The organism is Streptomyces sp. NPDC001508 (genome assembly GCF_040298665.1).
Taxonomy (GTDB): domain Bacteria; phylum Actinomycetota; class Actinomycetes; order Streptomycetales; family Streptomycetaceae; genus Streptomyces.
The window spans coordinates 60,852-86,832 of sequence record NZ_JBEPAP010000011.1 but is presented as its reverse complement, the minus strand read 5'-3'; the positions used below and the strand labels follow the sequence as shown (position 1 = coordinate 86,832).

22 protein-coding genes and 6 pseudogenes are annotated in these 25,981 nt (G+C 69.4%); 7 read left to right on the top strand and 21 right to left on the bottom strand.

All coding sequences use genetic code 11. The features are described 5' to 3' along the window. Positions 1-214 precede the first annotated feature (214 nt). From ABT245_RS13470 to ABT245_RS13460, 3 genes and pseudogenes are all read right to left on the bottom strand, one after another. Positions 215-412 carry a hypothetical protein gene (locus tag ABT245_RS13470; protein WP_351732732.1) on the bottom strand — a complete coding sequence of 66 codons (198 nt, stop codon included), beginning with the start codon at positions 410-412 and terminating at the stop codon, positions 215-217. 336 nt (positions 413-748) lie between these two features. Then, a complete protein-coding gene (locus ABT245_RS13465) occupies positions 749-1,417 on the bottom strand; it encodes a GDSL-type esterase/lipase family protein (RefSeq protein WP_351732729.1) in 669 nt (222 codons plus the stop codon). Between the two features lie 374 nt (positions 1,418-1,791). Beyond that, positions 1,792-1,920 (bottom strand): annotated as a pseudogene (locus ABT245_RS13460) (RidA family protein); the annotation flags it as partial. Between the two features lie 116 nt (positions 1,921-2,036). Between ABT245_RS13460 and ABT245_RS13455 the strand changes: the two are divergent. From ABT245_RS13455 to ABT245_RS13445, 3 genes are all read left to right on the top strand, one after another. Further along, complete coding sequence (locus tag ABT245_RS13455) at positions 2,037-2,123, top strand: creatininase family protein (RefSeq protein WP_351732933.1); 87 nt, start codon at positions 2,037-2,039, stop codon at positions 2,121-2,123. Between the two features lie 397 nt (positions 2,124-2,520). Further along, complete coding sequence (locus ABT245_RS13450; protein ID WP_351732726.1) at positions 2,521-3,207, top strand: TetR/AcrR family transcriptional regulator; 687 nt, start codon at positions 2,521-2,523, stop codon at positions 3,205-3,207. 61 nt (positions 3,208-3,268) lie between these two features. Beyond that, on the top strand, positions 3,269-4,201 hold the full coding sequence (locus ABT245_RS13445; protein ID WP_351732724.1) for an MBL fold metallo-hydrolase: 933 nt from the start codon (positions 3,269-3,271) through the stop codon (positions 4,199-4,201). An 837-nt stretch (positions 4,202-5,038) separates the two neighbouring features. Here the strand turns inward: ABT245_RS13445 and ABT245_RS13440 are convergent. The 9 genes and pseudogenes from ABT245_RS13440 to ABT245_RS13400 form a co-directional block, all read right to left on the bottom strand. Next, positions 5,039-7,225, bottom strand: coding sequence for an MMPL family transporter (locus tag ABT245_RS13440; protein WP_351732721.1), 2,187 nt, complete (start codon positions 7,223-7,225; stop codon positions 5,039-5,041). Positions 7,226-7,465: 240 nt separating this feature from the next. Then, positions 7,466-7,675 carry a hypothetical protein gene (locus ABT245_RS13435; protein WP_351732719.1) on the bottom strand — a complete coding sequence of 70 codons (210 nt, stop codon included), beginning with the start codon at positions 7,673-7,675 and terminating at the stop codon, positions 7,466-7,468. A 30-nt stretch (positions 7,676-7,705) separates the two neighbouring features. Next, positions 7,706-8,872 carry a hypothetical protein gene (locus ABT245_RS13430; protein ID WP_351732717.1) on the bottom strand — a complete coding sequence of 389 codons (1,167 nt, stop codon included), beginning with the start codon at positions 8,870-8,872 and terminating at the stop codon, positions 7,706-7,708. 470 nt (positions 8,873-9,342) lie between these two features. Next, positions 9,343-9,528, bottom strand: coding sequence for a hypothetical protein (locus ABT245_RS13425; protein WP_351732715.1), 186 nt, complete (start codon positions 9,526-9,528; stop codon positions 9,343-9,345). 69 nt (positions 9,529-9,597) lie between these two features. Beyond that, positions 9,598-10,878: a serine hydrolase domain-containing protein gene (locus tag ABT245_RS13420; RefSeq protein WP_351732712.1), complete on the bottom strand. Its 1,281-nt coding sequence runs from the start codon at positions 10,876-10,878 to the stop codon at positions 9,598-9,600. Positions 10,879-11,093: 215 nt separating this feature from the next. Beyond that, positions 11,094-11,759: a response regulator gene (locus tag ABT245_RS13415; RefSeq protein ID WP_351732710.1), complete on the bottom strand. Its 666-nt coding sequence runs from the start codon at positions 11,757-11,759 to the stop codon at positions 11,094-11,096. Beyond that, positions 11,752-12,963, bottom strand: coding sequence for a sensor histidine kinase (locus ABT245_RS13410; RefSeq protein WP_351732708.1), 1,212 nt, complete (start codon positions 12,961-12,963; stop codon positions 11,752-11,754). The genes ABT245_RS13415 and ABT245_RS13410 overlap by 8 nt, the downstream gene beginning before the upstream one ends. Before the next feature lie 159 nt (positions 12,964-13,122). Continuing rightward, positions 13,123-13,617 (bottom strand): annotated as a pseudogene (locus ABT245_RS13405) (sensor histidine kinase); the annotation flags it as partial. Between the two features lie 161 nt (positions 13,618-13,778). Continuing rightward, positions 13,779-14,636, bottom strand: coding sequence for a LysR family transcriptional regulator (locus ABT245_RS13400; RefSeq protein WP_351732705.1), 858 nt, complete (start codon positions 14,634-14,636; stop codon positions 13,779-13,781). Positions 14,637-14,706: 70 nt separating this feature from the next. Here ABT245_RS13400 and ABT245_RS13395 point away from each other — a divergent pair, with 70 nt between their 5' ends. Beyond that, complete coding sequence (locus ABT245_RS13395) at positions 14,707-15,438, top strand: SDR family oxidoreductase (RefSeq protein WP_351732702.1); 732 nt, start codon at positions 14,707-14,709, stop codon at positions 15,436-15,438. Positions 15,439-15,589: 151 nt separating this feature from the next. On the opposite strand, the gene ABT245_RS13390 is transcribed toward ABT245_RS13395, so the two are convergent. Together ABT245_RS13390 and ABT245_RS13385 are read right to left on the bottom strand one after the other, a co-directional pair. Beyond that, complete coding sequence (locus ABT245_RS13390; protein ID WP_351732699.1) at positions 15,590-16,648, bottom strand: IS630 family transposase; 1,059 nt, start codon at positions 16,646-16,648, stop codon at positions 15,590-15,592. A gap of 127 nt (positions 16,649-16,775) precedes the next feature. Further along, positions 16,776-17,279, bottom strand: a pseudogene (locus ABT245_RS13385) (histidine kinase dimerization/phospho-acceptor domain-containing protein); the annotation flags it as partial. Here ABT245_RS13385 and ABT245_RS13380 point away from each other — a divergent pair. Continuing rightward, a pseudogene (locus tag ABT245_RS13380) lies at positions 17,280-17,569 on the top strand (transposase family protein); the annotation flags it as partial. It lies immediately after the preceding pseudogene. A 502-nt stretch (positions 17,570-18,071) separates the two neighbouring features. Here the strand turns inward: ABT245_RS13380 and ABT245_RS13375 are convergent. The 3 genes from ABT245_RS13375 to ABT245_RS13365 all read right to left on the bottom strand — a co-directional run bounded on the left by ABT245_RS13375 (position 18,072) and on the right by ABT245_RS13365 (position 20,651). Next, positions 18,072-19,091 carry an NADPH:quinone reductase gene (locus ABT245_RS13375; RefSeq protein ID WP_351732697.1) on the bottom strand — a complete coding sequence of 340 codons (1,020 nt, stop codon included), beginning with the start codon at positions 19,089-19,091 and terminating at the stop codon, positions 18,072-18,074. A gap of 112 nt (positions 19,092-19,203) precedes the next feature. Then, entirely contained in the window at positions 19,204-20,097 is an 894-nt protein-coding gene (locus ABT245_RS13370) for an aldo/keto reductase (protein WP_351732694.1), read from the bottom strand. Continuing rightward, positions 20,094-20,651, bottom strand: coding sequence for a TetR/AcrR family transcriptional regulator (locus ABT245_RS13365; RefSeq protein WP_351732691.1), 558 nt, complete (start codon positions 20,649-20,651; stop codon positions 20,094-20,096). The genes ABT245_RS13370 and ABT245_RS13365 overlap by 4 nt, the downstream gene beginning before the upstream one ends. Before the next feature lie 267 nt (positions 20,652-20,918). On the opposite strand from ABT245_RS13365, the pseudogene ABT245_RS13360 reads away from it, so the two are divergent. Next, a pseudogene (locus tag ABT245_RS13360) lies at positions 20,919-21,236 on the top strand (M55 family metallopeptidase); the annotation flags it as partial. 953 nt (positions 21,237-22,189) lie between these two features. On the opposite strand, the gene ABT245_RS13355 reads toward ABT245_RS13360, so the two are convergent. The 3 genes and pseudogenes from ABT245_RS13355 to ABT245_RS13345 all read right to left on the bottom strand — a co-directional run. Continuing rightward, on the bottom strand, positions 22,190-22,837 hold the full coding sequence (locus ABT245_RS13355) for a hypothetical protein (protein WP_351732688.1): 648 nt from the start codon (positions 22,835-22,837) through the stop codon (positions 22,190-22,192). A 143-nt stretch (positions 22,838-22,980) separates the two neighbouring features. After that, positions 22,981-23,352, bottom strand: a complete 372-nt coding sequence (locus ABT245_RS13350) for a hypothetical protein (RefSeq protein WP_351732685.1) — start codon at positions 23,350-23,352, stop codon at positions 22,981-22,983. 565 nt (positions 23,353-23,917) lie between these two features. After that, positions 23,918-24,181 (bottom strand): annotated as a pseudogene (locus tag ABT245_RS13345) (transposase); the annotation flags it as partial. 799 nt (positions 24,182-24,980) lie between these two features. Here ABT245_RS13345 and ABT245_RS13340 point away from each other — a divergent pair. Further along, positions 24,981-25,193, top strand: a complete 213-nt coding sequence (locus ABT245_RS13340) for a hypothetical protein (protein WP_351732683.1) — start codon at positions 24,981-24,983, stop codon at positions 25,191-25,193. A 92-nt stretch (positions 25,194-25,285) separates the two neighbouring features. On the opposite strand, the gene ABT245_RS13335 is transcribed toward ABT245_RS13340, so the two are convergent. Then, positions 25,286-25,822: a Chromate resistance protein ChrB gene (locus tag ABT245_RS13335; RefSeq protein WP_351732680.1), complete on the bottom strand. Its 537-nt coding sequence runs from the start codon at positions 25,820-25,822 to the stop codon at positions 25,286-25,288. Positions 25,823-25,981 lie beyond the last annotated feature (159 nt).

Sequence of the window (25,981 nt, the reverse complement as noted above, 5' to 3'; positions counted from 1 at the left end):
GTCGACGGCGTCGACTACGACCAGGTCGCCACCGAACGCATCCAACCACCGCCGCAGCCGGCGGCACGAACTCGACGGGATCCGCAGCCACCGGTCGCCAACCACCATGCGGTGCGCCTGCCAGGTCATCTCCCACAACTGCCGGTGCGGGCCGGCCGGGGCAGCCCTTGCTCTCGATCGCCACGGTGCCGATGCCCGGCGGGACAGCCTCACGTCACTGACCTTTGGGTTCGGTGGGGCGAGTGAGCTTGTGCATGCGGAGCCATCGGTTGACCACGCCGAAGCTCACGCCGGCGTCGTCGGCGATGTCCGTGATGGTGCGGTTGAGCTCGATGCACTGGGTGCGGAGCCATTCCGGGTCGACCTTTCCGCCAGGGCAGTGGTCGTGGAGGGGCAGGCCGTACTCGTCCACGAGCGGGGAACGTCTCGGGGTGTCGGCGTACGAGGTTCTCTGGTCGGGTAGCCCGGAGGAATCGCACCTCCGGGCTACCCGACCACTCAGACGAGTACGCGGACACGTGTACTGCCTGCGTGGTGAGAAGCTGTCAGAACCGGCGGTCTGTGACGCTCCGTGGTGCGCGCCGATAGTGACGGGGTTCCTTGAACTCAGCCACCCCGTGATCGGCTCCGCCTCAGAGTGGCTCTGCTTCATTCCTCAGCGAAATCGCGAGTGCCCAGGAGCGGAGCTCCACATGTGAGAGGGACCGCCCGCCAGCCGGCCCCCGCCTGGGGCATTGCGGCCGAGTTGTCATGCGACCATGCGCAGCCAGGCCGCCGCGAGTGCGGCATGACCGGCCGGCGTCGGGTGCACGCCGTCCGCAGCCCAGTACTCCGGCCCGGTCGTCGTGGCGAGCTCGGCGAACATGTCGTCGGCGGCGAGCAGATGCGCGCCGTACTTGTGGGCGAGCTTGCGCACGACCTGGATCTTCGGGTCCAGGTCGGTGCGCCATTCCTTTCGCTCGTCGTCTCCGATGAGCGCGTAACCGGCGCCGGCCTCGACGACGCCGTGGATCGGCAGAAGGAACGGCTCGATGAGGATCAGCTTCGTGCCCGCCTCGGTGAGGGGTGCGAGCAGGCGGTCATAGCCTGCTTCGAACTCCTCCGCGGGGATCACGTACCCCTTCGGGTCCAGCGTGTGCCAGCCCATGTCGTTGACACCGACGAGGATCGAGACCACGTCCGGGCGTGCGTCGAGTACGTCTGTCTGCCAGCGGGCTTCGAGGTCCATCACCTTGTGGCCCCCGATCCCGGTGTTCAGCCAGGTCACGGGCCGGTCCGGGTGCTTGAGCCCCCATTCGCCCGCGATGCGCAGCGGGTAGCCGAACCCGAGACCGTCTTCGCTCTCCAGTCGTTGGCAGTCGGTGATCGAATCGCCGGTGAACATCACGGTGCTTCCCGGTCGGACAGTGATAGTCATGTGTGCTCCTTGAGTTCGGCTGAGGAAGAGGACCTCTCGAAAGGTGCCAGACTCCACCGACATCGGACCGACAGTCCCCCGATATGCCGCCGACACCACGGCACCCCCGCGTTGCGACCTGCGGCATCCGGCTCCACCAACCGGTACACGAGTCACGGAACGTCGACGCGTGCTTCGCCTTCTGGACCATCACGCCGTGGACCACTCCGCCGATCACGGCCGAGGCCCGCCGTCCGTCGTCGTCGGCGGTCCAGTCCAGGGGTGTCGGGGTGGACTTCAATACTTCCAGGAGGACGTCGGCCAGGTCGGGCATAGCTCGCGCGGAGAGTTCGTCGAGACAGTCGGACTGTACGAGGTGTTCCCGCGCCAGGGTTGAGGAGTCCTGGCGGAAGCTGCATGTACACGGTGGTGCGGGCGGGGTCGGTGAGGTGGACGCGGAGCATGACGACGTCTGACAGGCTTGCGCCGCCCGCCTTGAGGGCGGCGGTGACGATGCGCGGGACCACTTGCGACCTGGGCACTTCAGGGTCTGTCCGGGCCTTGAATTAGACTGTACTGTAAAATCTAAATCGCAGAATGCAGAGTTGGGCTTGGGAAGACTCCGCATGGACACCCATCTGTGGAACCGGTCGGCGCTAGCGAGCAGCACGGCCCTCACCTGCCCATGGGAGTCGACGACTTCCTCGCCGCCGAGGCGTGCCGTTGAACGGCCGCGCTGATGGCCGGACGCGGCCGACCCGCCGTGGTGGCGCCGTGGGGTTGGGTGCGCCGGGCAGGGTTCCAGCAGCTGCTCATCGTGAACGGCCACGGCGGCGACGTCAGCGCGCTTGGTGCGACAGGGCACGAGCTGTCCCGGGAGCTCGACCTGGACATCGCGGTGCCCAGCTACTTCACAGCGGCCGAGGACCGCATCGCGGAGATCTTCACCTCGCGCGGACACTCTGATGCACGCCCGCGAAAGGCGACGCGATCCTCGACGCCCGTGCCGAGGCGCCGGCCGACAGGCTGGTCCAGCGGGTGCCGCCCGTCATCACCACTGCGGCACCGCGATGACGCCCCCGGCCGGCCAAGGGGACCAGCGTGCGAGAGAGGAGCAAAAGAGCATGACCGATCAGCTGAGCGCGGACCGGCCGAGGGCTCGGCGCAAGGAGCGCGGCGGTGGCAGACCGGCCTCCGAGGAGAAGATCCTCGCAGCGGCGAAGGAGCTCTTCCTGGCCGACGGCTACGACGGCGTCAACCTGGAGCGGATCGCCGAACGGGCCGGAGTCTCACGGCAGACCGTCTACAACCGCTTCGGGTCGAAGGAAACCGTCTTCCGGGAGATGGTCCGCCACCACTGGTCGGCCTTCGTCGGCCCGGACCGACCGCTCGCCGAGTGCGACACCGAAGCGAGCGCCGAGGACGTTCTGCGCGGGTTCGCCCAGTCGCTCCAGCGCTTCGCCGACGAGACAGACCAGATCCGCTTCGCCCGGCTCGTGGTGAGCGAGTCCGGGCGTCTGCCGTGGATCGCCGACGAGTTCTACCGACTGGGCAAGGGGCCGATCACGGCCGCGTTCGCCGACTGCCTGGGCGGCCTGGTCCGCAGCGGCCGCCTGCGATGCCCCGACCCCCACCTCGCGGCCCGCCAGTTCATGGGCCTCGTCCAGGAGTTCCTCGTCTGGCCGAGGGTCATGGCCTTCGAGGACGAGGCTGCCGATCAGCCTTCCGCGCAGGTGGTGGTCGAGGAGGCCGTACTCACCTTCCTGGCCCGCTACTCACCCGCACCGGACGGCCCGGCGCGGCCCGCCTGACCCGCTCGCCGCGCAGCCACCGCATCGGTATCCGATTCATCCCACCCTTGAGGACCTTGGCATGCCCGCAGACACCATCACACTCGGCGACGTCGACATCACACGCGTCATCGAATGGTCCGGCCCCATCCGCACCGCCCGCTTCATCATCCCGGACAGCGACGAGGAAACCTGGCGGCGCAACCAGCGGTGGCTGGAGCCGGACTTCTGGACCGCGGCCGACGACGCCTACCGTTGTCACATCCAGAGCTGGGTCCTGCGCAGCGAGGGCAAGACCATCCTGGTGGACACCGGCGTCGGCAACGACCGGGAGCGCCCCCAGATCCCGCTGTTCGCCGGGCTGAAGACCGACTTCCTGGCCCGCCTGCGCGAGGCCGGCGTCACACCCGAGGACGTCGACGTCGTCATCAACACACACATCCACTACGACCATGTCGGCTGGAACACCGAACTGCGCGACGGTGAGTGGGCCCCCACCTTCCCCAACGCCACGTACCTGATCCCTCGCGCCGACAACCTGTACTTCGACCCGGAAGGCCCCCGCCGCAGCCGGGCGCCACGCGACGAGCACGAGCGCGTTCGCTGGGAGGGCAGCAAGCTCGTGTTCGACGACAGCATCACGCCCGTCCATCGGGCCGGACAGGCGGTGCTGTGGGAGGACACCCACCGCATCGACGGCAACCTGCGCCTGGAGGCCGCACCGGGCCACACTCCCGGCTCGTCCGTCCTCACCCTGCGCTCGGGCGCCGACCGCGCCGTCTTCGTCGGCGACATGCTGCACAGCCCCGTCCAAGTCCTCGACCCCCGGTGGAACAGCTGCTTCTGCGACGACCTCCAGCTCGCGGCCAAGACCCGCGCCTCCTACCTCTCCCGAGCCGCCGAGCTGCGTGAACTCGTCATCCCGGCCCACTGGCCCGGGCGCGGAGCCGCCGAGGTCCGGCAGGACGGTGACGGCTTCGCCATCACCGAATGGGCCGACTTCCCACGCGACTGATGAAGCCAGGTCTTGAACCTGTCCGAGTGGTCCTTCATCGCCATCAGCGGTGTTCTCGCCGACACTCGCTTCCTTCGGATCAAGTAGATCCAGTATCAGCGTGTCCACCGCTCAGGGGGAGGCCACACGGGATCTCCACGCTGAGTCCGGCGGCTGCCCGGTTGCCGGTCGGCCGCGGGGTCAACGTGGCGGGAGTGCAGACCATGTACTCGTGTACTGCCTCCGTGGTGAATCCCGCTCGGCGCAGTGGGGAGTCCACGGCAGGCCCGGCGTCCGGAGCGAACTCCGGCCACGGGGGTTGCGTAGTTGATACAGGGGCTGGTCGTCGCCGGATCGAATCCCGCGACGAAGCCGCCGACTTCGACCGCTGCGGGGCGGCGGCGCAGGTTGGCGACGGCAAAGCTCTGGAGCGCCGCGGGTGCGGACGGCGTCCAGGCCCTCGCCGGTGCCCTGGACGATGAGGGTGTCGTCCTCGCGCAGGTGGCAGTCGAGGACCTTGCGCAACTCCGCGCGTTCGGTGTTCTTGGCGGACGTCTTGCCGGCGAAGATCCTGATGCAGCCGCGGTCTGCCGTTGCGGTGATCAGCGGATTCGACACTCCGTGACCACCGGAGGCCGGGCCTGTAGGCGTATCCGCCGCGCGCCGCGAACCGCCCAGCGTCGCTGGCTTGGGGTATCGAGCCCGTACCCGCGGCTCCGGGCAGGCCGCGAGAACGACGGAGTCCTGGGGTCCAAGGCCCCGTATGACCGTTGAAGCCGGAGGCCGCGTCCCGCCCGGGCCGGTGGTGTTCGGCTCGGGCGGGGCGGCTCGGACCGGCCGGAATGGCCGGGGCATGGATCAGACCAGAGTGGGTTTGTGGTCCCGGCCAGCCGCGGGGGTGGTCTCGGGGCGGGTGAGAAGGCGGGGGGTCCACCAGTTCGCCCGGCCCAGGAGGATCATCGCGGACGGCAGGACCACCGCGCGGATGACTGTGGCGTCGAGGAGGATGGCCGCGGCGAGGCCGACGCCGAGCTGCTTCATGTCGAGCGTGGACAGGGTCGCGAAGATCGCGAACACGGCGACCATGACGACGGCGGCGCTGGTGACCGTGCCCGCCGAGCCGGTGATGCCCCGGGCCACCGCCTGCGTGGTGGGCAGGCCCTGGCGGACCAGTTCCTGGATCCTGCTGACCACGAAGATGTGGTAGTCCATCGACAGGCCGAAGAGAACGACGAACAGGAACAGCGGAAGCCAGGTCACGATCGCGCCGTTGGAGTGGAAACCGAGTGCTCCCTCGGCCCAGTGGTGCTGGAAGACCAGGGTCAGTAGACCGTAGGAGGCGCTGGCGGACAGGGTGTTGAGCACGATCGCGGTGAGGGCGATGACCGGGGAGCGGAAGATCGCTATCAGCATGACGAGGGTGAGCAGCAGGACGAAGCCGATCGCCCAGGGCATCGCGTTCGTGGCGTCGTCGGTGAAGTCCGCGGTCAGCGCGACCGGGCCGCCCACCGCGTGCTCCGTGACAGGGGCCCCTTTCAGCGCCTGTGGCAGCAGCCGTTCGCGCAGCAGGTCGAGGGCGCGTTTCGCGTCGGCGGTGCCGGCCCGGTGGGCGACGCCCAGGTCGATGGTGGTCACCGTACGGTCCGCCGAGGTCCGGGGCCGGGCCGTTGCGTCCCTGGTGAACAGCTGCTGCCCGGCGGTGTCCTCGGCCAGTGCGGTCAGGGCCCTGCCGACCTCGGCTGCCTCCGCGGCGGGGGCCCGGACCACCACGCGCAGCGAGGAGCCGGTGCCGGGGAACGCGGCGGTGAGGCGGTCGTAGCTCTGCATGACAGGCAGTGAGCGGGGCAGGTCGGAGTCGTCGAGGAGCTTCAGCTTCATGCCGGTGGCGGGGGCGGCCAGCGCCAGCAGGGCGACGACGGAGAGCGCGAGAGTCGCGGCGGGCCGGCGCAGGGCGGGCCGCAGCACCGCCGGCCAGAAGCGGCCCTCACCCTGCCGACGCGTCGTCAGACGCCAGATCAGCGGCACCCTCGGGCGCTCCAGCCGCGAGCCGAGTCCGGCCAGCAGGGCGGGCAGCACCGTCACCGAGCCAAGGACCGCCACGGCGACCACCAGGATCGCGCCGATCGCCAGGGAGTGGAATGTCGAGCTGTCCGAGACGAACATGCCGCACATGGCCACCGACACCGCGAGACCGGAGACCACCACCGCGTGCCCGGAGGTGGCGGCCGCGATCTCCACGGCGTCGATCCGGTCCCGGCCGAGGGCTCGTTCCTCCCGGTCGCGCCGGAGGTAGAAAAGCGAGTAGTCGACGCCCACGGCCATGCCGATCAGCAGGATCACGCTGTCGAGCACATCGGTCGCGGGGACGAGCTGGGAGGCGAGGGCGGAGAGTCCGATGGCCGCGCCCACCGACGACAGAGCCAGCAGCACGGGGACGCCGGCCGCGAGCAGCGCGCCGAACGCCACCAGCAGGATGGCGAGGGTGACGGGGATGCTGACCAGTTCCGCCTTGCGGAAGTCGCCGTCGAGGCGGCTGTCGAGCGCGGCGCTCATGGAGGCGTCGCCCACCTCCTCCACACGCAGTGCGGGGAAGGCCGCCGCGGTGGCGTCGGTCGCGTCCAGCAGCCGTGGGACGTCCGCGCCGGCGTCGTCGGCGGAGCCCGCCATCGTCGCCTGGACCAGCAGCGCCGAGCCGTCCCGCGCGGCGACCGCCGCTGCCACCTCGGTGACCTGGGGCAGCTTTTCGAGGCGGGCCGTCACATCGGCCGCGGCGCGCTGCGCGCTCGCCTTGTCCAGGGCGCCGGAGCGGGCGGTGATGAGCACGTTCTCCACGGCGGGGGCGGTAAGTTCGGCGCCGTCCTCGATCTCGGCGGCCCGCAGCGTCTCTCCCGTCGCCAGGCCCGTGTCGCTCGTCCGGGTGCCCACCGCGGCGCCCGCGCCGACGCAGAGCGCCACGAACAGCACCCAGGCACAGACCGCCCACCAGGGGTGGGTCGCACTCCAGCGGGCTATGCGCACCGTCACCCCGCCACGTTCCCTCGTCATCTCGTCTTCTTCCACTTCGCAGTTGTTCGGCTTCTCGGTCCCGTTGTCGAAATTGCCTGGGTCAACAGGCTCTTTCGGAACGGCATTTGCCTGGCCTAGTCCAAGACGCCCAAGGCGGGGGCGGTGGCTCAAGGGGGCCGGGCGGCCGGTGGCGGCGGGCCGGTGGCGGCGGGCCGGTGGTCCATCGTGTTCTCCTGCGCTGAGCGTGTGCTGCGTGGCCCACTGCCGCGCATCAACCATTCAGCCGGGAATCCCGCCGCGGATCGTCACTCGTTGTCGCCTGCTTCGCACGCCGCCGGCCACTCCCGCGATCGAGGCGTCTCCGGCCTCCTCCACCCGCAGCCCCGGGTAGCCCTTCGCGACGGCGGCCGTCGCGTCCGGCAGCGCCCGGACGTGTTCTCCCGCGTCGTCGCCCGGACCCGCCATCTCTGCCCGAACGACCTCACTCATGAAGAGTTGCACCCTTGCCGTTCTACGGCCTCATGCGTCCGGCAGGTCGGCTCGTCGAACCATGTCGAGCAGCTTCGCGTAGTCGAGGGCCTCCTTCGCCTCAGCGACCAACCGATCGCGGTGGTCCGCGGTCGGCACGCCTATCACCCTGGCGGCGACGTCCGCCGGACAGTCTCCTTGTGACATTCGGGTGCGCCACCGCGGCCCGTCCACGGACTCAAGCAGTTCGCCGCACGACGCGCCGACCGGGTACCCGCGCGTCCTGCCGAGCCATACCAGCAGTGCGGGGCCGGTGGTGAGGTCTCTGGACCTGTCGGCAAGCTGTTGGCCACTCAACCGCACGTACCGGTCTTCGGCGAACCGGGCCGTGCCTTCGCCCCGCTGGTAGAACCCGTCACGCCAGGCAACCTCCGGCAGTCTGTCCTGGCGGGTGGCACGGATTGCCAGGTAGGTTCGCAGCGCCTTGGCCGCGGTCACGGGAGGCTGATCCGGCGGCAGATTGAGCACCGCGTCCTCAAGGAGCGCCAATGCCGCGTTCTCGGTGTCCCGGGGGTAATCCGTCGGGTTCGGTTGCTCGGCCGGCCCGGGGAAGGGCTTCCACGTCGATTGGTACTGGTGAAACGCCTCATGGACCATGACACGGGTGGCGAGCCACTCGCTGAAGACCAGCATGCCCGGCTGGGAAGTGGTGAACCCGATGAGCAGGGTCGGTACGCCAGCGATGTCGGCGGACGAGACGGTGCCGCTCGGCGACTTTGCGGCGTCCATTCCCGCGCCTCGGGTAATGCGGTACACCGCGCCGAGTCCCAACGCGCCGGGCAGGTTCACGGGCTGGGCATCGCCCGTCGATGTGGGTTGCCGCGAATTGAGCACGTAGGCGTAGTCGGGCGAAGCATCGCCGCCTGGCCAGTACGGACAGACCATCTGGGTTCGGTCAGGACGGTAATCGCCCCAGATCGTTCGCGCGTGCTTGCGGAACGTGGCGAAGACCTGGCTCAGTCCCGTGAGGAATTGACGATCCAGCAGCGGCAGATCGCGCCACACCGGTGAGTCGAACTCGGCAGGTTCTATCGGTGTGCGGGGGCCGATTGGGGCAGTTGCCGATGCCCAGCCAGGCATGACGATGGTGGACGTCGCCGCCAACGCGGCCGTTGCGGCACCCCCGAGGAGAATGGTTCGACGATCGATCTTGGCCATAGCATCTGTTCCCTCAACATTGGACACCGACGTGTCATCGGCGGTGGATCAAAATAACGGCTTTCTGTACTTTCAAGCAGAAGTTGACTTGATATTCTTCTGGAGAAAGCGCGCCGATCGAGCTTCGTGGAAATGCCAGGTGTGCCCGGCTCCCCAGATATCACACTCGGCTGCGATGCATAATGCGTCTGCGTCAACCCCCTGTCGGCGCTGACACATTCGCATCCGCCATGTCCGTCGCGCTCCAATGAGTTGCCGACGGTCAATGTGCCGAGCTTATGACCGCGGGTGTTGCCTCGAAGCCGCAAGGCCTACGGCTTCCGCAATCGAGCCAACCAACGAATACGATCACACTGCGCAACCACCCGCCGGGCACACAGCAAGCTGACCACCCATCACTTGTCGAGGCCTCATACCAACGAGACCAGTGATCGCCCGTCACGCCAGATGCAGGTGCAGTACTTATGCCATCACACCAGCCCCACTGAACTGCGGAAACGAGCTTGGCGGAGCCTCAGTGCCCCGGATCGCGCGCGGATCAGCACGTTCTCCACCGCCGGTGCGGGGAACCGGCCGCTGTCCACGATCTCGGTCGCACGGCCCGACTCCCCCGACGAGAAGTCGGCGTCGCCCGCCACGGGTGTGTCGCGCTCCATCGCGCGATCCACACCGTCGTCAGCCGGCGTTCCACTTGTGTCCCGTCGGTTCCTCGGTGTCGGCCGGCGTCAGTCGGCGTTGGCCGGGAGGGGTTTGCCCAGCATCGTGCAGATCGCGGCGTCGATCACCTTCCGGTCCGCGGCAGCCACACCTTCGGCGCGCATCCCGAACAGCGTCGTGGCCACCACGGTGACCGAGCGCCTGCCGGTCTCGTCCGTGTAGTTCTGGCTGGAGTAGCCGGGAACCGCGCCGGTGTGCCCCCATACCGGTCCGCACGGGCTGACGTACCGTTCGAAACCGAGCCCGTACCGCGCGCTGTCCGGGTCACCGGGCGTCTCCACCACGGTCGTCTTCATCTCGGCGAGTTGCGCCGGCGGCAGCAGCTTGCCGGACGCCAGCGCGCGCAGGAACCGTTGCTCGTCGGCGGGTGTGGACACGATGGCCCCAGCGGTCCACGCCCAATCAGGGCTGAGCGAGGTCGCCAGCACGTGGTCGCCACGCGCGGGGCCGGAGAACGCGGTGCCCTTGGGCACGCCCGGCGGGAGCAGCGGCGCCAGGTGCTCGGCGTCCGGCTCGTAGCCGTCGGCCAGCTCGGCGCCGTCCCGGGAGACGCCGCTGGTGGCCAGATAGGTGTCGTGCATGCCGAGCGGCCGGATGATGCGCCGCTGCAACAGAGTTGCCACGTTCTGGCCGGTCGCCTTCTCCAGCACCAGGCCCAGCGCCACGTAGTTGGTGTTGCTGTAGGAGTACTCGGCGCCCGGCGCGAACAGCGGCGGGTACTGTGCCGAGACCGCCAGCAACTCCTCCGGCTTCACGGCGGATGTGTCCGCGCCGGTGACCCGGGCCAGGCTGCCGGGATCCTGGATGTAGTCGTACAGGCCGCTGGTGTGGTTCAGCAGCATCCTCAGCGTGATGTTCCGTCCGTTCGGTACCAGCCCCGGCAGCCACTTCTCCACCGGGTCCTGGAGCGCCAGCCTGTGCTCGGCGACCAGTTGCAGCACCAGCGCCGCGGTCATGGTCTTGGTGTTCGACCCCATCCGGAACTGGTCGTCGGCGGACAACCGGTGATCCGCTCTGGTCCAGGCGGCCTGGCCGGCGCGCGATATCACCCTGCCCCTGCCGAGATCCACCCGCACCGCCACGCCCGGCGCGCCCGCGGCCACCTCCTGCCGTATCAGCGTCTCCAACTGCCGTGTCACGGCGGCGGCGTCGGCAGACCGTCCCTCCGTCCTGCCGGTGTTGGCGATGCTGACGATCCGCGGAGCGGCCTCGGCCGGCGTGGCGCAGGCGGCGAGGGCCGCCGCCGCGGTCATGGTGGCGGCGGCCAAGACGCCACGTCGGGCAGCCATACGCTTGCGTCGGTCTGCCCCGGTGTATCGGCGACTCACGGTGTTCCTCCTGAACTGGTCATCCTCGGCGGCGTGACAGCCGCGCGGAATCCATTCAGCCAGAACGTACGGGCCTGGTCGTCACTCGTTGTCGTCTGCTTCGCAGGCCGCCGCTCACTCCCGCGACGGACCCCAGCCGGCCCGACATCACACCAAGGAGTGACACGGGCGGGCTGTCAGCGCAGTGTGCGGCGGGCCAGTACCGCCGCCTGCGCGCGGCTCTGGCAGCCGGTCTTGGCGAGCATCCGGCTGACGTGCGTCTTGACCGTGTGGAGGCTGACGACGAGCCGGTCGGCGATCTCCGCGTTGCTCAGCCCGTCGCCGACCAGCCGCAGGACGTCCCGCTCCCGGGAGGTGAGGCCGGCGAACCGGTCGAGGTCACCGGAGTCCGGCTGCCGCCGGGCCGCGAGGTGGCTCTCGATGATGCGTTCGGTGACGGCGGGGCTCAGCGTGCGCTGTCCGGCCGCAGCGGCGCGTATCGCGGCCGTCAGCTCCTCGTAGGAACTGTTCTTCAGCAGGAACCCGGCCGCACCCGCGACCAGCGCCTGGTCGACGTACTCGTCGAGGCCGAAGGTGGTCAGCACGAGCACCTGGGTTCTGCCGGGGCCCAGGAGGCCGCGTCGGCCCAGTTCCCGAAGTGCCCACAGGCCGTCGCGGCGGGGCATCCGGATGTCGAGCATCACCACGTCGGGCCGGAGCCTGACGCACAGTTCGACGGCCTCCTCGCCGTCCCCGGCCAAGCCGACGACGCTCACGCCGCTCTGGACGCCGAGGATCGCGGCCAGGCCCTCGCGGATGATCCGCTCGTCGTCCACGACGAGGACGGTGATGGTGTCAGTCACGGGCGGCGTCCAGGAGTGCTCCGCGCAGCGGCAGCGTGGCCGACACCCTAAACCCGCCCTCCGCGGTCGGCGCCGCCCGCAGCAGGCCGCCGAGGGCCTCCACCCGTTCGCGCATACTGACCAGGCCGAGCCCTGCGCCCCAGCTGACGTCACCGGGTGCCCCGGGCGGCGCGTTCTCCACCTCGCAGCGCACACCCTCCGCATCGGTTTGGACGGTGACCCGCACGGCCGCTCCCGGCGCGTGCCGGCGGGCGTTGGTGAGCGACTCCTGGACGATGCGGTAGACGGTCAGCTGCACCGGCCGGGGCAGTTCCTCCGGCGCGGTGAGGCGGGCGTCGATCCGGACACCTGCGGCCCGGCCGCGGTCGAGGAGTTCGGGTAACTCGCCGAGCCCCGGCATGGGGTGCAGGGGCGCTTCGTCCGTGGGACCGCGCAACACCCGCAGCAGGTCCCGCAGTTCGCCGCCCGCCTGCCGACCCGCCACCGCGAGCCCGTCGATCTGGGGGCGGGCCCAGTCCGGTAGCTCGCCGCCTCGGGCGCGCAGGGTCTCGGCTCGTACCACGAGCAGGGTGAGGGAATGGGCGACCACGTCGTGCATCTCCCCGGCGATCCGCACCCGTTCCTGCTGGGCGGCCCGCTGCTCGCGCAGCTCGCGTTCACGGGTCATGGCGTCCAGCCGCCGTGCGGCAGTGGCGAGGCCGGTGCGGTGGGTGCGGGCCGCGTTGCCGAGCGCCCAGGCCAGCGGCAGCGTGGCCAGCACGGCGAGCACGTCCGAGCCGGCCTGGTAATCGGGCCGGGCGGTGACGTGGTTGACCCAGACACCGGCCGCGACGACGACGGCGGCACCGCACAACGCGATCACCGTACGCCGGCCGTCGAGGGAGCGGCTGCCGACGTTGTAGACGGCGACCGCCAGCGCGAGCGAGGCGAGGGAGGACAGCCGTGTCCCGTGCGCCGCGCCGATGACCGTGGTCGTCACCAGGGCGCAGATGACGACCAGGAAGACCGTCAACGGCAGTCTGCGGCGCAGCAGAAGGGCCGCGCCGGTCACGGTGTCCAGCCCTGCCAGCAGTCCCCAGGCGAGCGCGGTGCCCTCGGTGCTCGACTGCATCAGCACCGCCGGACACAGGACCAGGAGCACGAGCCCGCCGTCCGCGCCCCATGCATATGGGCCCAAGCGTCTGAGAAGGGGAGCGTCCGTCATGCGCCCGACCCTAATGACCTCTGCCCCGACCGGTCATCACTCCTTGGGACCAACGTGCAGGCAGGAGGGCCCGTCCTGAACGTGCGGGTCACGGGGGCGGCATGGGTGGGTGAGGCCGTGCTCGTGCCGGTCGTCGGCGGCTGTCCGCGGTGCAGCGCGTCATTTCTCGGCCGGGGCAGGGGCTTGGGGAAGGCGTAGCTCGAAGCATGCTCCGAGGGTGCGGGGGGTGAGGGTGAGGGTGCCTCGGTGGCGGTGGGCGAGGTCGCGGGCGATGGCGAGGCCCAGGCCGGTGCCGCCGTGGTCGCGGGAGCGGGCGTCGTCGAGCCGGACGAAGCGTTCGAAGATGCGCTGGGTGTCCTCGGGGGGCACGCCGGGGCCGTCGTCGTGCACCGTGAGGACGACCCGGTCGTCCTGGTTCCGGACGGTGATCTGGATGTGGTGCGCTGCGTGGCGGGCGGCGTTGTCGACGAGGTTGCGCAGCAGCCGTTCGTATTCGTCGGGGTTTCCGTGTACGTATGCGGGGGCGGTGCTGTCGCAGGTGAGGGTCAACGGCCTTTCGGCGAGGGGTTGTTGCTCGGTCAGTCGGGAGGCGAGGGCGGTCAGGTCGACGGTCTCGGGGCCGGCTGTGGGGGTGCGGGTGTCGAGGCGGGCTAGTGGCTTGGCTCGGATTGTCGACCGCGTAATTGGTTCGCCGTCCGGTGCCCGTCATTCTGCCTCCAGGTGTGATCTCGACGGTGGCCGTGAGGGCGTCCTGGAGTGTTCGCAAGCCTGCGAGCATGGGCGGGGGCGCCTCCCACCCCGCGTGTCTCTCCGCTCTACCCGCCGTGGCCCATCGCCTTGCCCGCCACGGCGGCGGCCGCGCGGACGAAGGCGGCCAGGGCTGGGGAGGTGGCGTGCTCGGGCCAGGCGAGGACGAGCGTGGTGGACTCGGCATCATCGACTGGGACAGCGACCAGGTCGTCGCGGAGCTGGCCGCGGATGGAGGAGGGGAGGACGGCGACCATACGGCGCAAGGCGATGAGGTGGAGAAGCTGCCCAAGGTCGTGGACCTCGGGTCCGTGTGAGCCACCCTCAGCTGCGCCCGGCCAGCGCGGCAGGGGCTCCCCAGCGAGGTCGTTCAGGCAGACCCGGGTACGGCCCGCGAGGCGATGCGAACTCGGCATCACGAGAAGTTGAGTCTCGGTTAGGAGGTCCTGGGTGTCCAGGCCGGTGAGGTCGTGGGAGGGGCGGTGAAGCAGGGCGGCGTCGGCACGGCCCTCCCGCAGGAAGATCCCACGCTCGCCGAAGCTGCACACCAGCTCGACCGGCAGCGCACCCGGCTCAGCCTGATAGGCGTCGAGGATTGCGGGCAGCAGGCCACCGTCGCCGCCCGGCTTGATGACCAGGACCAGACGCGGGTCGGCGCGGCCGGCCCGCCGGGTGCGGCGCGCCGCAGCCGACGCGGCGTCGAGCACCGTACGGCTCTCGCGGAGCAGGACGGCCCCCGCCTCGGTCAATGCGACCCGGCGACTGCCACGTTCCAACAGGGCTACGCCCAGCCGTCGTTCGAGCTGCTGAATGGCGCGGGAGAGCGGCGGTTGGGCCATCCCTAGCCGGGCGGCCGCCCGACCGAAGTGCAGTTCTTCGGCGACAGCGGTGAAGTAGACGAGCTCGCGGACCTCCAGTCTTTCCATACCCGCACGGTATCGCTGCGTACCTGATCGGTGTTGGAACTCCCGGCCGCCCCCGTGGTGGGCTGAACGCATGACAGAAACCACGACTGCCCTGGTCACCGGTGCCAACAAGGGCATCGGGCGCGAGGTCGCAGCGCGGCTCGCCTCGCTCGGCACGAACGTCCTGCTGGCCTCGCGCGACCCGGACCGCGGTGCGGCAGCCGCAGCCGACCTGGGCCCGCGGGTGTACCCGGTCACCCTGGACGTCACCGACCGCGCCAGCGTCCTATCCGCCGCCCGCTGGATCGAGGAGCGCTTTGGCCGGCTGGACATCCTGGTCAACAACGCCGGCATCTCTGGCGACCTCGCGGCCCAGAGCCCTGGCAGTGTCGAACTGCCCGCTGTACGCGAGGTGTTCGAGACCAACGTGTTCGGCGTGATCAGCGTGACCACCACGATGCTGCCGCTGCTCGCCCGCTCCCCCGCCGCCCGGATCGTCAATGTCAGCAGTGGACTGGGTTCCATCGCCCGGATGACCGATCCCGAGGACTACTTCACAACCCGGCCCCCGTTGGCCGCGTACGTCCCGTCCAAGACCGCACTCAACTCGCTGACCGTGCAGTACGCCAAGGAACTGCGCAGCCGCAACATCCTGGTCAACGCCGCCGATCCGGGGCCGTGTGCGACCGACCTCACCACCGCATTCCCCGGCCTCACCCGCACCGCGGCCGACGGCGCGGCCGTGGTCGTCCGGCTCGCCACGCTGCCCGATGACGGGCCGACCGGCGACTTCTTCGACGAGCACGGCCGCGTCCCCTGGTGAGCTGCCTGTCAGGGAACCGAGGGACGGGGTGGTGGGGGTCAGCCCGGACGGGATGGGCGAGCCGGAGACCGCGCCGGCGCCCGACGGGCCGCAGCGCCCGGGTTGCCCGCCGGACCGCCCCGGCAACAGCCTACGGAAGGGTAGCGGACCGTCAGGCAGCCTTGGCCGGGTACTCGGTCCAGGTGCGGATGGGTGAGTCGGGGGCAAAGCTGGTCTTCGGTTCGGCCCGGGCATTTCGCCGGCGCACGTAGGCGCCGATGGCGGCGTTCTGTTCGCCATGGCTGCGGTGGTCGGTGCCGTTGAGGGCGAAGTAGCGCAGGGCGGCGAACTCGGACTCGATCCAGTTCAGCCACGATCCGTAGGTCGGCAGGAAGACCAGCTCGATGTCGTTCGCCGCGGCCCACGCGCGGACGTTCGGGTGCTTGTGAGGGGAGAAGTTGTCCAGGACGACGTAGAGCTTCTCGCCGGGCCAGCGGATGCGCAGGGACTTGAGTAGGGACAGGAACTCGCACCACCGTTTGCGGGGCCGGATGCGGTAGTACATCTTGCCGGTGGCCAGGTCGAGGACGGCAAGCATGTGCATCACGCCGTCGTAGCGGTTGTAGGTGGCCCGCAGACGACGTGGTGAGCGGTGCGGGCGCCATGCCTTGCCTTTGCGGGGCATGAGGTTGAGCGGCCCGAACTCGTCCACACAGACCACCCGGCCGTCGGTCGGCGGGGAGTCGTAGAGCGCCAGGATCCGGTGCATCTTGGCGATGAAGTCTGGGTCGTTCGAGGACTTCCAGGTCGTGCTGGTCTGCCAGGAGACCCTGCCCTCGCGCAGTATCCGTCGCAGTGTCTCGCGGCTGACGGCGGGGACCACGTTCTGCTTGACCAGGTGTTCGGCGAGCTTGGTCAGGCTCCAGGTGGAGAACGCGGAGATCTTCCAGTCGGCGGGGGACGTCCGGGCGATCAGGCAGATGTGCTCACGCACCTGGCTGCTGATCGTCCTGGGGCGACCCCCGCTGCATTTTGGGTCCAGCGCCTCGAACCCCTGCTCGTTGAAGGCGTGAATGACGTCTCGCACATAGTCGGCGCTGACCTGCATCAACGAGGTGATGTCCGGAACCGACTGCCCCTGCACGGACATCATCACCACGATCGCCCGCCGCAGCCGCACCGCATCCTTCGCGGTCCGGCTGATCCGCTGCAGCCGACGCCCTTCCTCCATGCTTACCGGCCGGACGAACACCCCCGGACGACGTCCCACGACCACCTCCACCATCACAACGTGGAAGCAGCCTGCCGCGCAACGAACGGAAGATCACTTACCCGACCAAGGATCCGAGCCAAGCCACCAGGAGCAGCAGGTCTTCGGCGAGGGCCTGGAGGCGGCGGGTCTGTCGTGCGGCGGTGGTGGCCGCGGCGGGCCAGTCGGTGCGTTCCGGGTAGGCGAGTGCGACTTCCAGGCTGGCCAGCAGTGTGGTGAGGGGGCTGCGCAGTTCGTGGGCGGCGTCCGCGACGAAGCGGCGTTGCCGGTCGGCGGCGTTGTCGAGGCGTTGGAGAGTGGAGTTGAGGGTGGTGGCCAGGGCGGTGATCTCGTGTCCCGTGGCGGGGACGGTGACGCGTTCGCGGGGATCGTTCGCGGTGACCGAGGCGGTGAGGACACGGATGGCTCCGACCGGCCGCAGCGCGATGCGTACGGCGAAGTAAGCGACGGCGGCGATCAGTACGAGGCCGACGAGCCCGGCCCGCAACAGCAGGAGGTCGGTGGCCTTGGTGATCGCCTCGGCGATGTCCTCGCCCGTGTGCGGGAGCACCACCACGTAGACCCGCAGCCGGGCGTCGGCGGCGACGCCCACCGGGCGGCCGGTCTCGGCGCCATCGCCGACCTGGGGTTCGTCGGGCTCGATGATGCCGGTCCGGACACCGACCCGGCGGTGATCACAGGCTACAAGGCTGCATGCAACCGGCCCTGACCCGTGGTCAGAACTTGTCCAACAAGGCACTGGCCGCGGTGCGTGCCCCGGTCGAGCACGGCTTCGCCCATCTCAAGAACTGGCGCGTCCTCGCCAAGGTCCGCACGGATCCGAGGTGGGCGACCGCGCTGGTGCGGGCCCTGCTCGTGCTGACGAACCGGGAAGTCGCCCGCTGGCGGATGATCTTGTCGGCGGACTGCGGCGCCACTTCCGTGAGCACGGAACAACCCATGTCAACGGGGCGCGAGTCACCGTCTACGTCCGCGGCTGAGGAGCGGTCCCGCGCCGACCAGCGCGAACACAGCAACTCGCCCGCACACCAGCCCGCCTCACCTGCACCGTTCACGATGCACGGGTCTCAGTGGATCCGAGGTCGGCGCGGTCCGGGGCGTGGGGGGGGCGTGCGGGGGCTCTTTGGAGTGACGTAAACCGGTGTGTGAAGTCTTGGCGTGAGTCGGATGAGAGCGGTTGCCGGTAGCCCCGGCCAAGCCTCCTGCGGTCCGTCCCCGAAGTGAGCCGAAAGGGAAGCGGGGTGATCCCGAGCCTCTGGGTAACCGGCATGGGGCGCAGCCGATTCTCGCGAACGGCCCTTTATGAGAACCCTTGAGGTATGGGGTGGCCGCGGGCCGGACAGAGGTCGGGGTGGCGGGTGGGCGTGCGGTGGTCGACTGGGTGTCAGGAGGTGACGTCCACCAGGACTTTGCCGACCGCGCGGCTCTCGACCGCTCGGTGCGCGTCGGCGGTGCGGTCGAGAGGAAAGCGGATCAGCGGCAGGCCGTGCTTCTCGCCGACCGGCAGCGCGCCGTCGCGTACTGCGGCGGCGACGTCCTGGACGGCCGCGGTGCGTGCCTCCTGACCGGCCGTGTAGAGCACCAGGAACTGGAAGCGTGTGTTCAGCGCCATGTTCTGCGGCACGTTCAGTTCGACCGGCCTGCCACCGTCGTTGGCGTAGGTCGAGATCGTGCCGCGGGTTCGCAGCACGGCCAGGTCCAGTGCGAGATTCGTGCCCAGGGCCACCTCTGCGACGGTGTCGACGCCGTCCGGGGCGATCTCGCGGATCTCGGCGGCTGGGTCGCCCTCGCGGTAGTTGATCACGTGGTGGGCTCCGGCGTCGGCGGCCAGCCGGGCTTTCTCGGGGCTGCTGATCGTGCTGATCACGGTGGCGCCGGCCCATCGGGCGAGCTGGATCACCGCGTGCCCGACCGCTCCGGCCCCGCCCGCGGCGAGCACCACCTTCCCGTCGAGTGCCCCGGGCCGCAGCCGACGCGGCCCGTCCTCGGCGACGGTGAGCGCGCGGTGCGCGGTCAGCGCGGGGACTCCGAGTGCGGCGCCGACGTCGAAGCCGGCCTCGTCGGGCAGTGACACGGCCTGTTCGGTGGGTACGACGGTGAACTCGGCGGCGGTGCCGGTGGGCCGCCCGGCGGCGGCCATGAACAGCCAGACCCGCTGACCGACCCGGCTCCGGTCGACCCCCTCACCGACGGCGTCGATCGTGCCGGCGCCGTCGAGGTGCGGGGTGATCTCGGAGAAGTGTTTGGGGTGGCCGACGCCGGCGCGTGCCTGCCAGTCGGTCGGGTTGACCCCGGACACGGCGACCCGGACGCGAACCTCGCCGGGGCCGGGCGCGGGCAGGTCACGGTCGACGAGCTGGAGAACGTCGGGGGCGCCGTTGTCGCGGTAGATGATGGCCTTCATGATCCGTCCTTGGAGCCTGGTAGAGCGGGGTTTCCCGGCGTGGCCTGGCGGTTCGTCAGGGTGTCCGGCGTGTGGTGTGGCGTGGTCGCGAGCCGAGTCGCGTTGGTTCCGGTCAGCCGATGGGGACGTCGTTGGAGCGGGACTCGATGGCATCGAGGGTGGCGAGGGTCTCGGCGTCGAGGGTGATCTCGCTGACCGCGACGTTGGCCTCCAGGTGGGCGGCGTCGGCGGTGCCGGGGATGAGCAGCACGTTCGGGGCGTGGTGCAGCAGCCAGGCGAGGCCGACCTGGGAGGGCGTCACGCCCAGGGACTCGGCCACGGCGTGCACCGCCGGATCGTCGGTCGCTTTGGGCAGGCCGGGGAAGGCCCCGCCGAGCGGGAAGAACGGCACCCAGGCGATGCCCTCGGCCGCGCACAGCCGCAGCATGTCCTCGTCGTCGCGGGAGACGAGACTGTAGGCGTTCTGCACGCAGACGACGCCGACGGGCAGGGCACGGCGCAGGCCGTCCAGGGTGACGCTGCTCAGGCCGATCGCGCCGATCTTGCCCTCGTCGCGCAGTGCGGTCATCACGGCGAGCTGGTCGTCGAGGTCGACGACCTGGTCCCCCTGGGGACGCAGCCCGGGGCCGGTGTCCAGGCGGCGGAGGTTGACGACCGCGAGCCGGTCGACGCCGAGGCCGCGCAGGTTGTCCTCGACGCTGGCGCGCAGCTGCTCGGGCCGCTGCGCCAGACGCAGCGGCAGGTGCCCGCCAGGGTTGGGGTCGGCGCCCACCTTCGTGACGACCAGGACGTCGTCCTCGGGGCGAAGTGCCTCGCGGATCACGGCGTTGGCGAAGCCGAAGCCGTAGAACTCGGCGGTGTCGACGTGGTCGACGCCCAGCTCGACCGCGCGGCGCAGCAGCGCGACGGCCTTGCCGCGGCGGTCGTGCAGCCGTTCGAGCTGCAATGCGCCGTAGCCGATCCGGGAAACGGTGCGGGCGGCGAACGAAGTGGTCCCGGTGGTCACGACGGTGTCTCCTCGGTGGGTGTTCGCAAGGCGGTGTACAGCAGTTCGGCCTGGTAGAGCGCCATGACCCGGTGGGCGATCGGAGCGGCCCGCTCCTGGGCCTGGGGCGGCTCATGGTGCTCGACCTTGACGAGCCAGGCCGTGACGCAGTCGTGCAGCATCGCGCGCATCCGGTCGGTCATGTCGACGACGATGGCGCGGATGGCCGGGTCGGTGGTCGACTCACCCCAGGTCTGCACGCCGACCCGAGCCTCGGCCGGGTCGATCGCGGCGATCAGGCGGGAGAGCAGTTCGTCGGGGCCGGGCGGGGCGTCGGCCGCGGCGTACTCGCCGAGGACGTCGGCGCGCTTGGCGAGCACCTCGCGGGCGGCGACCCGGACCAGGTCGGCCTTGTTGCGGTAGTGCGCGTAGATCGAGCCGACCGAGAGGCCGGACTCGGCGGTGATGTCGGCGATCGAGGTCCGCTCCAGGCCGTTGCGGCTGAAGCAGCGGACGGCGGCCTCGGCGATCTGAGTACGCCGGAGTTCCTTGCGCGCGTCGGTGAGCCGAGGCACCACACCTCCCACAAAAAGAATCAATGTTCTGCTTGTGGGGGATGCTAGCAGAATTGTGGTTCTGTTTGCGGTGGGTGGAGATCTGGCGCAAGAAGCGCGGCCCGCTCACGCACGCCGAGTTGGGTGCGAAGGCGCGGGTCAGCGGTTCACTCATGGAGAAGATCGAGAAGGGGCGCCTCCCTCTCAGTACTGATGTCAGAGGTGCGTACGTCCGGCGGATGTGTGGCTCCTGGCCCGGGGCTTCAGTGCCGAGTAACGTCACGCACCATGAAGATCCTGATCAGCGCCGACATGGAGGGTGCCACCGGTGTCACCTGGCCGGCCGACGTGCTGCCCGGGACACCGCAGTGGGAGCGGTGCCGGTCGATGTTCACCTCCGACGTGAACGCCGCCGTCCTCGGCTTCCACGACGGCGGCGCGGACGAGGTGCTCGTCGACAAGGCCCACTGGACCATGCGCAACCTGCTGCTCGAACAGCTCGACGAGCGTACGCAGATGCTCACCGGACGCCACAAGTCGCTCTCCGTCCGGGATCCCGTGGCTGCGGGCGCGGGCTGCCACGGCTGCTCCGCTCATGCCGGTCTCCCGCCCGAGGTCGGCCAGCGTGCGGCCCTGGACGACGTACTGCTCCTGCAGCCACTGCTTGTCCAGCTTCTTGCGCTGCGTGGTGGAGCGTCGGGGGATGCCGTACTCGTCCGCGAGCGCGGCCAGGGTCTTGCGGCTGACACCCATCTCGTGCTCGATCTCTGTGAACGGGCGGTCCTCGTCCACGTACAACCGCTCGAGCCGGTCCTTGGGAAGGAGTTCCCGGACCAGGGGCATGCTCGTGATCATGCGGGCGGAAGCACGTGCCCGGATCGCCTCGGCGGACAGGCCGGGCGTGGGCAGCGGGTGTTGGGTTGCGACGTAGCGGAGACTCCTCAGGTCGGTGCCGAGCGACTGTGCGATGACCGGCGGGGACTGCCCCGAGTCGACGAGCGTGTGCAACTGCTCGATGTCGAGGTGGGCGGGGCCGGGGCGGGGCAGATCAAGGCCGTCCAGCAGACTGGCCGGCGGCTGCCAGCACACCGGTTCGTCGTGGATGCCGTTCCGATCGAGGAACACGCGGCCGATCTGGTCGAGCCCGTCGATCAGGCCGCGGGTGAGCAGGAACGGGAATCGCCCCCACCGGGTCCTGAACAACAGGGAGTTGTTCGGAGGATCGGGCATCTGTGGGTAGGGAAGACCGCTGATGCGCTCAAAGAGGAAGCACCGCGCGGGCTCGAAGCGTTGATTGGGGCGGGGCGGCAGCAACGAGCGGTCCCACACCTCGCGCCACTCCTCCAGCCGGAGCAGACCGGTGTAGTCAAGGCGCCGCCGCCGCGCGTAGTCGATAGGTACGTCGTGGCTGTCGAGGTAGGCGGTCAGGCGGATCAGGGCAAGCTGGATCCCTTCGTAGCGGACGTCGTCACGCAGCGCCTGCAGCGTGTGCGTCAGGATGGGCTGGTCGATGACGTCTCCGAGTTCCTTGGCGGCCGCGGTGAGTTCGATCCGGCTGTTCACAGCAGCAGGCTCGCCGCGAGCGAGGCGGCGAGGTGGTCGCGCACCTGGGGGACGGGGTTGAGGCGAACAGCCCACAGCGGCCAGACGGCGCCAGGGGTCTTGCGAGCCCGGGCGGTCACCTGGGAGGGCGTGGTGGTCGGCATCGACGGGGTGGGCAAGGCGGTGCGGTAGCGCAGCGCAGCGTTCGGCCACAGGGCCGACGCGACCGCCGCCAGGTGGACGGATTCCAGCACCGGACTGGTGTGGCGGCCCCAGGCACGGGTCACGGTGGGGCTGGCCCAGTAGCCGCGCTCCACGAAGGCCTCGTGCAGCTCCCGCATCCGTGGAGCTGCCTGGCGGCAGTCGGCTTGCCCGAGGATGCTCCAGGCGGCGGTGGCGCCCGCGGCGGCCGTCGCCACGTACGCCGGGGCCGCCCGTCCGGGGTCGACCGGCGCGCGCCGCTTGGCGCTGCTGAGGCTGCTGTTGTGCTCCCCGGCGCGCAGGTGCGCCTGGACCGGTTCATCCGGGACGAGACGGGATATCCGGTACGACGGCATATGGAACAGGATGCGGCGGGCGATGCCCTTCATGTCGGCGAGCACCGACAGGGAAGATTGCGCATTACGGCCGCAGACGCCGAAGCGGGAACGGGCCTTGGTAGTCATCCGTCCGCGGGCGAACTTCTTCGCGAGCGCCTTGCGCGCCCGCTCCGCCGCCGCGTCCAGCTTGACCTAGTCGAGGAGTTCTTCATTGAGGAGTTCGGTGCCAGTGCGGGCGGCACGCTGACAGCCCCGGTTGATCAGTGTCATCAGCGAGCCGATGTGTCCGGTGGTACGGATGTAGAGGTAGTCGGACAACTCGTCGGCGAGCATGCCGGGAAACTTCCGGCACAGCACGATCCGCTTTCCAGGGCGAGCAGCATGCTGCGCCACTCGATGCGGTGCTTGTCGTTGGTGATGGTGAACGGCTCCATCGTCAGCGGGGTGGTGCGCCGAGCGGTCTGGGCGAGCGTGATGTTGCCGCGGGAGTTGGTCTCGGAGTACAGGCCGCGGTCCGCCAGCTCGACACCGATGAAGATGATCGTGACCGGGAACCCGTTCGCGATGTACTTGAAGTGGTTGCTGACCTCGGTGCCGTTGCGGTCATGCCACTTCAAAAAGTGCAGATCGTCGATGACCAAGATGTGCGTCTCACATTGCAAGACGCAGTCCAGGGCGCGCTGAGCGAACAGGGCGGCCGTGCCGCTCTCGACGGCTCGAACACGTCGGCTCCGGTGTCCGGCCAGACCAGGTCCTCGTCGATCTCCCCGTCCGTACGACGGAGACTCATCGAGACTTCGCCGACCACACGCGACATACCCCACCCCCGGGCAGCGAGAGCGGGGAGCAGAAATCCCGGTCTCGATCAGCTGCGACGTCTCCACGATCAGACCGGAGAGGGGCGCTGCATAGATCGAGACCGGGATCAGCACTACGACGAGTGAACGATCAGACAGGAGTTCGTCTCATCACGCTGTCCTTTGGGTCGGACAAAGGCCATGGTCAATGAGAAAGGGACACGCGAAATGCGAACCTACAGTACGGCTCGTACAGGTACTCCCGAGCCAGCGGCTCCGGAGAAAGGACCAGCCAGTGCAAGTCCCGGCGGCCCGGGATGGCTACGGGTCTCGACCCGCGCGAAGAAGTCCTCCACACCCAGCCCCTCCTGATGACGGTTCCCGCACGCCCGCCGGGCGCGGTGACCAAGCTGCCGGCGGTATCACGCGGCACCTTCACCTCGGCCGGCCCGACATCGGTCAGCACAGTCTTGGACCGCGTGCCGTTGCGACTGTTGCCGTTGTTCTTCCCGGCCGGATCGTGCTTCTCGTAGCCGACGTGGTCGGTGATCTCGCCCTCCAGGGCGGACTCCAGGACCCGCTTGGTCAGCTGCTGCAACAGCCCACCCTCACCGGTCAGTTGCAGACCCTCGTTCCGAGCCCGGTCCACGATCCGGCGACACTCGGACGCCAGACCAGCGTGTTCACCCTCGCCACCTCCTTCGAAGGCCTCGAGTCGACCTTCAAGGTTCCGGCCGCCATGGCGGCCGAGGTACCCAAGTACGTCAAACGCCACCGGCACCGCCTTGGAGCAGATGATCAGCTGGGGCCAGTTACGGATCGACGCCGCGAGGCTTGAGCGCAAGCCAGCTCGAGCACACTCGGTTGATCCGGATGCGCCGGGTGGCCATCGCGGTCGCCAGCCTCGCGCTCGCGGTAGGCATCGGCTGGACCGTGTGGAACTGGCAGATGCCCTCCCGCCTACTCGGGACCGACCGCCGCCCACTGGGCACTGGACCCCGCCGAGCCGACCTGCCCCACGCGCCAGACGCCGGGCTGCCGCCCACATCCCGCGCCCAGCTCGCCGCCGAACGTCTGCCCGCCGCACCGGCCACCGAGCCGAAGCCACGCCCGACCACCGGACGCCGCGCGCTCGGAGTCGGCCCCGCCCCTGCGAGCGGGGGCGGCAGCACGGGAGCGATTGGTGATGAGGCTGGTCGAATTCGGCTCTGTCTCGTCGGCCTCCTCCGCTCCCGCCCGCGCCGCTGAACTCGGCGACCGCGGTGCACTCCAGGTCGGCAAGCGGGCCGACATCATCTCCGTGACCATGCGATCGGACACGCGTCACCCAAGCATGGGATCGACTGTTTGACGTGAGATCTAACGGTCGTTACTCTCTACTTACTCGGACCGTTACGGGGTGTTCCTGGCCAGGCCACTGCGCCGGCGTCCGTCGGTTCCGTGATCGAGCCCATTGGTGAGGGGAGTTGAGCATGGCCTTTATTCGGGCGTTCGCTGGATTCTGGTACGACTTCGTCATCGGTGACGATTGGAAGATCGCCGCGGCTGTGCTTATGGTGCTCATGGTCGGCGCCGTGGCCGTGCTGAACGGCGTCGGCGGTGTCGCACTGCTCCCGCCGCTGCTGGGAGTCCTGTTCGGCGCCGGTTTCACCGCGACCATGCTGATCGACACACGGAAGAACTGACGCCGGCAGAAACCGGCGTCAGCCGAAGGCAGCGCGCCCAGCGTGCGAACAGGCGCGCTGCGATCGTCAACTGCCGGGTGCCGTGACCGGTCTCAGTCCTTGTCCTCCTCGCGGAACACCCGGTTGGCATAGTCTTCGAGGACCTGCACGCAGGACTTCAGCTCTTCCTCGGCCGCATTGCGCTGAGCGGCACCCAGGACGTCACGATCGACGACCTTCGCGAACCACTTCTGCAGCTTGTGCAGATCCTCCTCGTTCTCTTCGAGTTCGGCGTAGGTGAAATGGTTGGCTTCGTACTCCTTTTTCACCTGCGCTCGGAAGTCATCGCACTTGTCGATGATCTCCTCGTACTCGTCGTCCCGGGTGGCGTTGAAGGCGGCGACGACATCAGAAGCGCCCGCGATGACCCGGGAACTGAGCAACGAGGCAGTGCCACCCATGTCCAGGATGTCCTTGCGCAGTGATCGCAGCGCCCGTTCCGCCGCGGGACTGGTCGGTAGAGCGGCAACCGAGTTCTGCAAGTACAGGGCCCCCAGTCCCTTGAGGCGACGCCACACCGCCGCCCGGAGACGAGAGGGTTCCGGCGGGACCCGATAGATCAGCACCAGCCACTCAGGAGCTTCGTTCATACGCTCGTCCTTGTTTATCCGTGCCGGGTGCATGCGCCCGGTACTCGACGCCAGGGCATGGATCATGCCCGGAGCGGCCCCCGCCCTCGCCCCCATGAACGACAGGCGACGGGTGTCAGCCGTTCGAACAGATTCTGAACGGAGAATACTCCGCCGCCC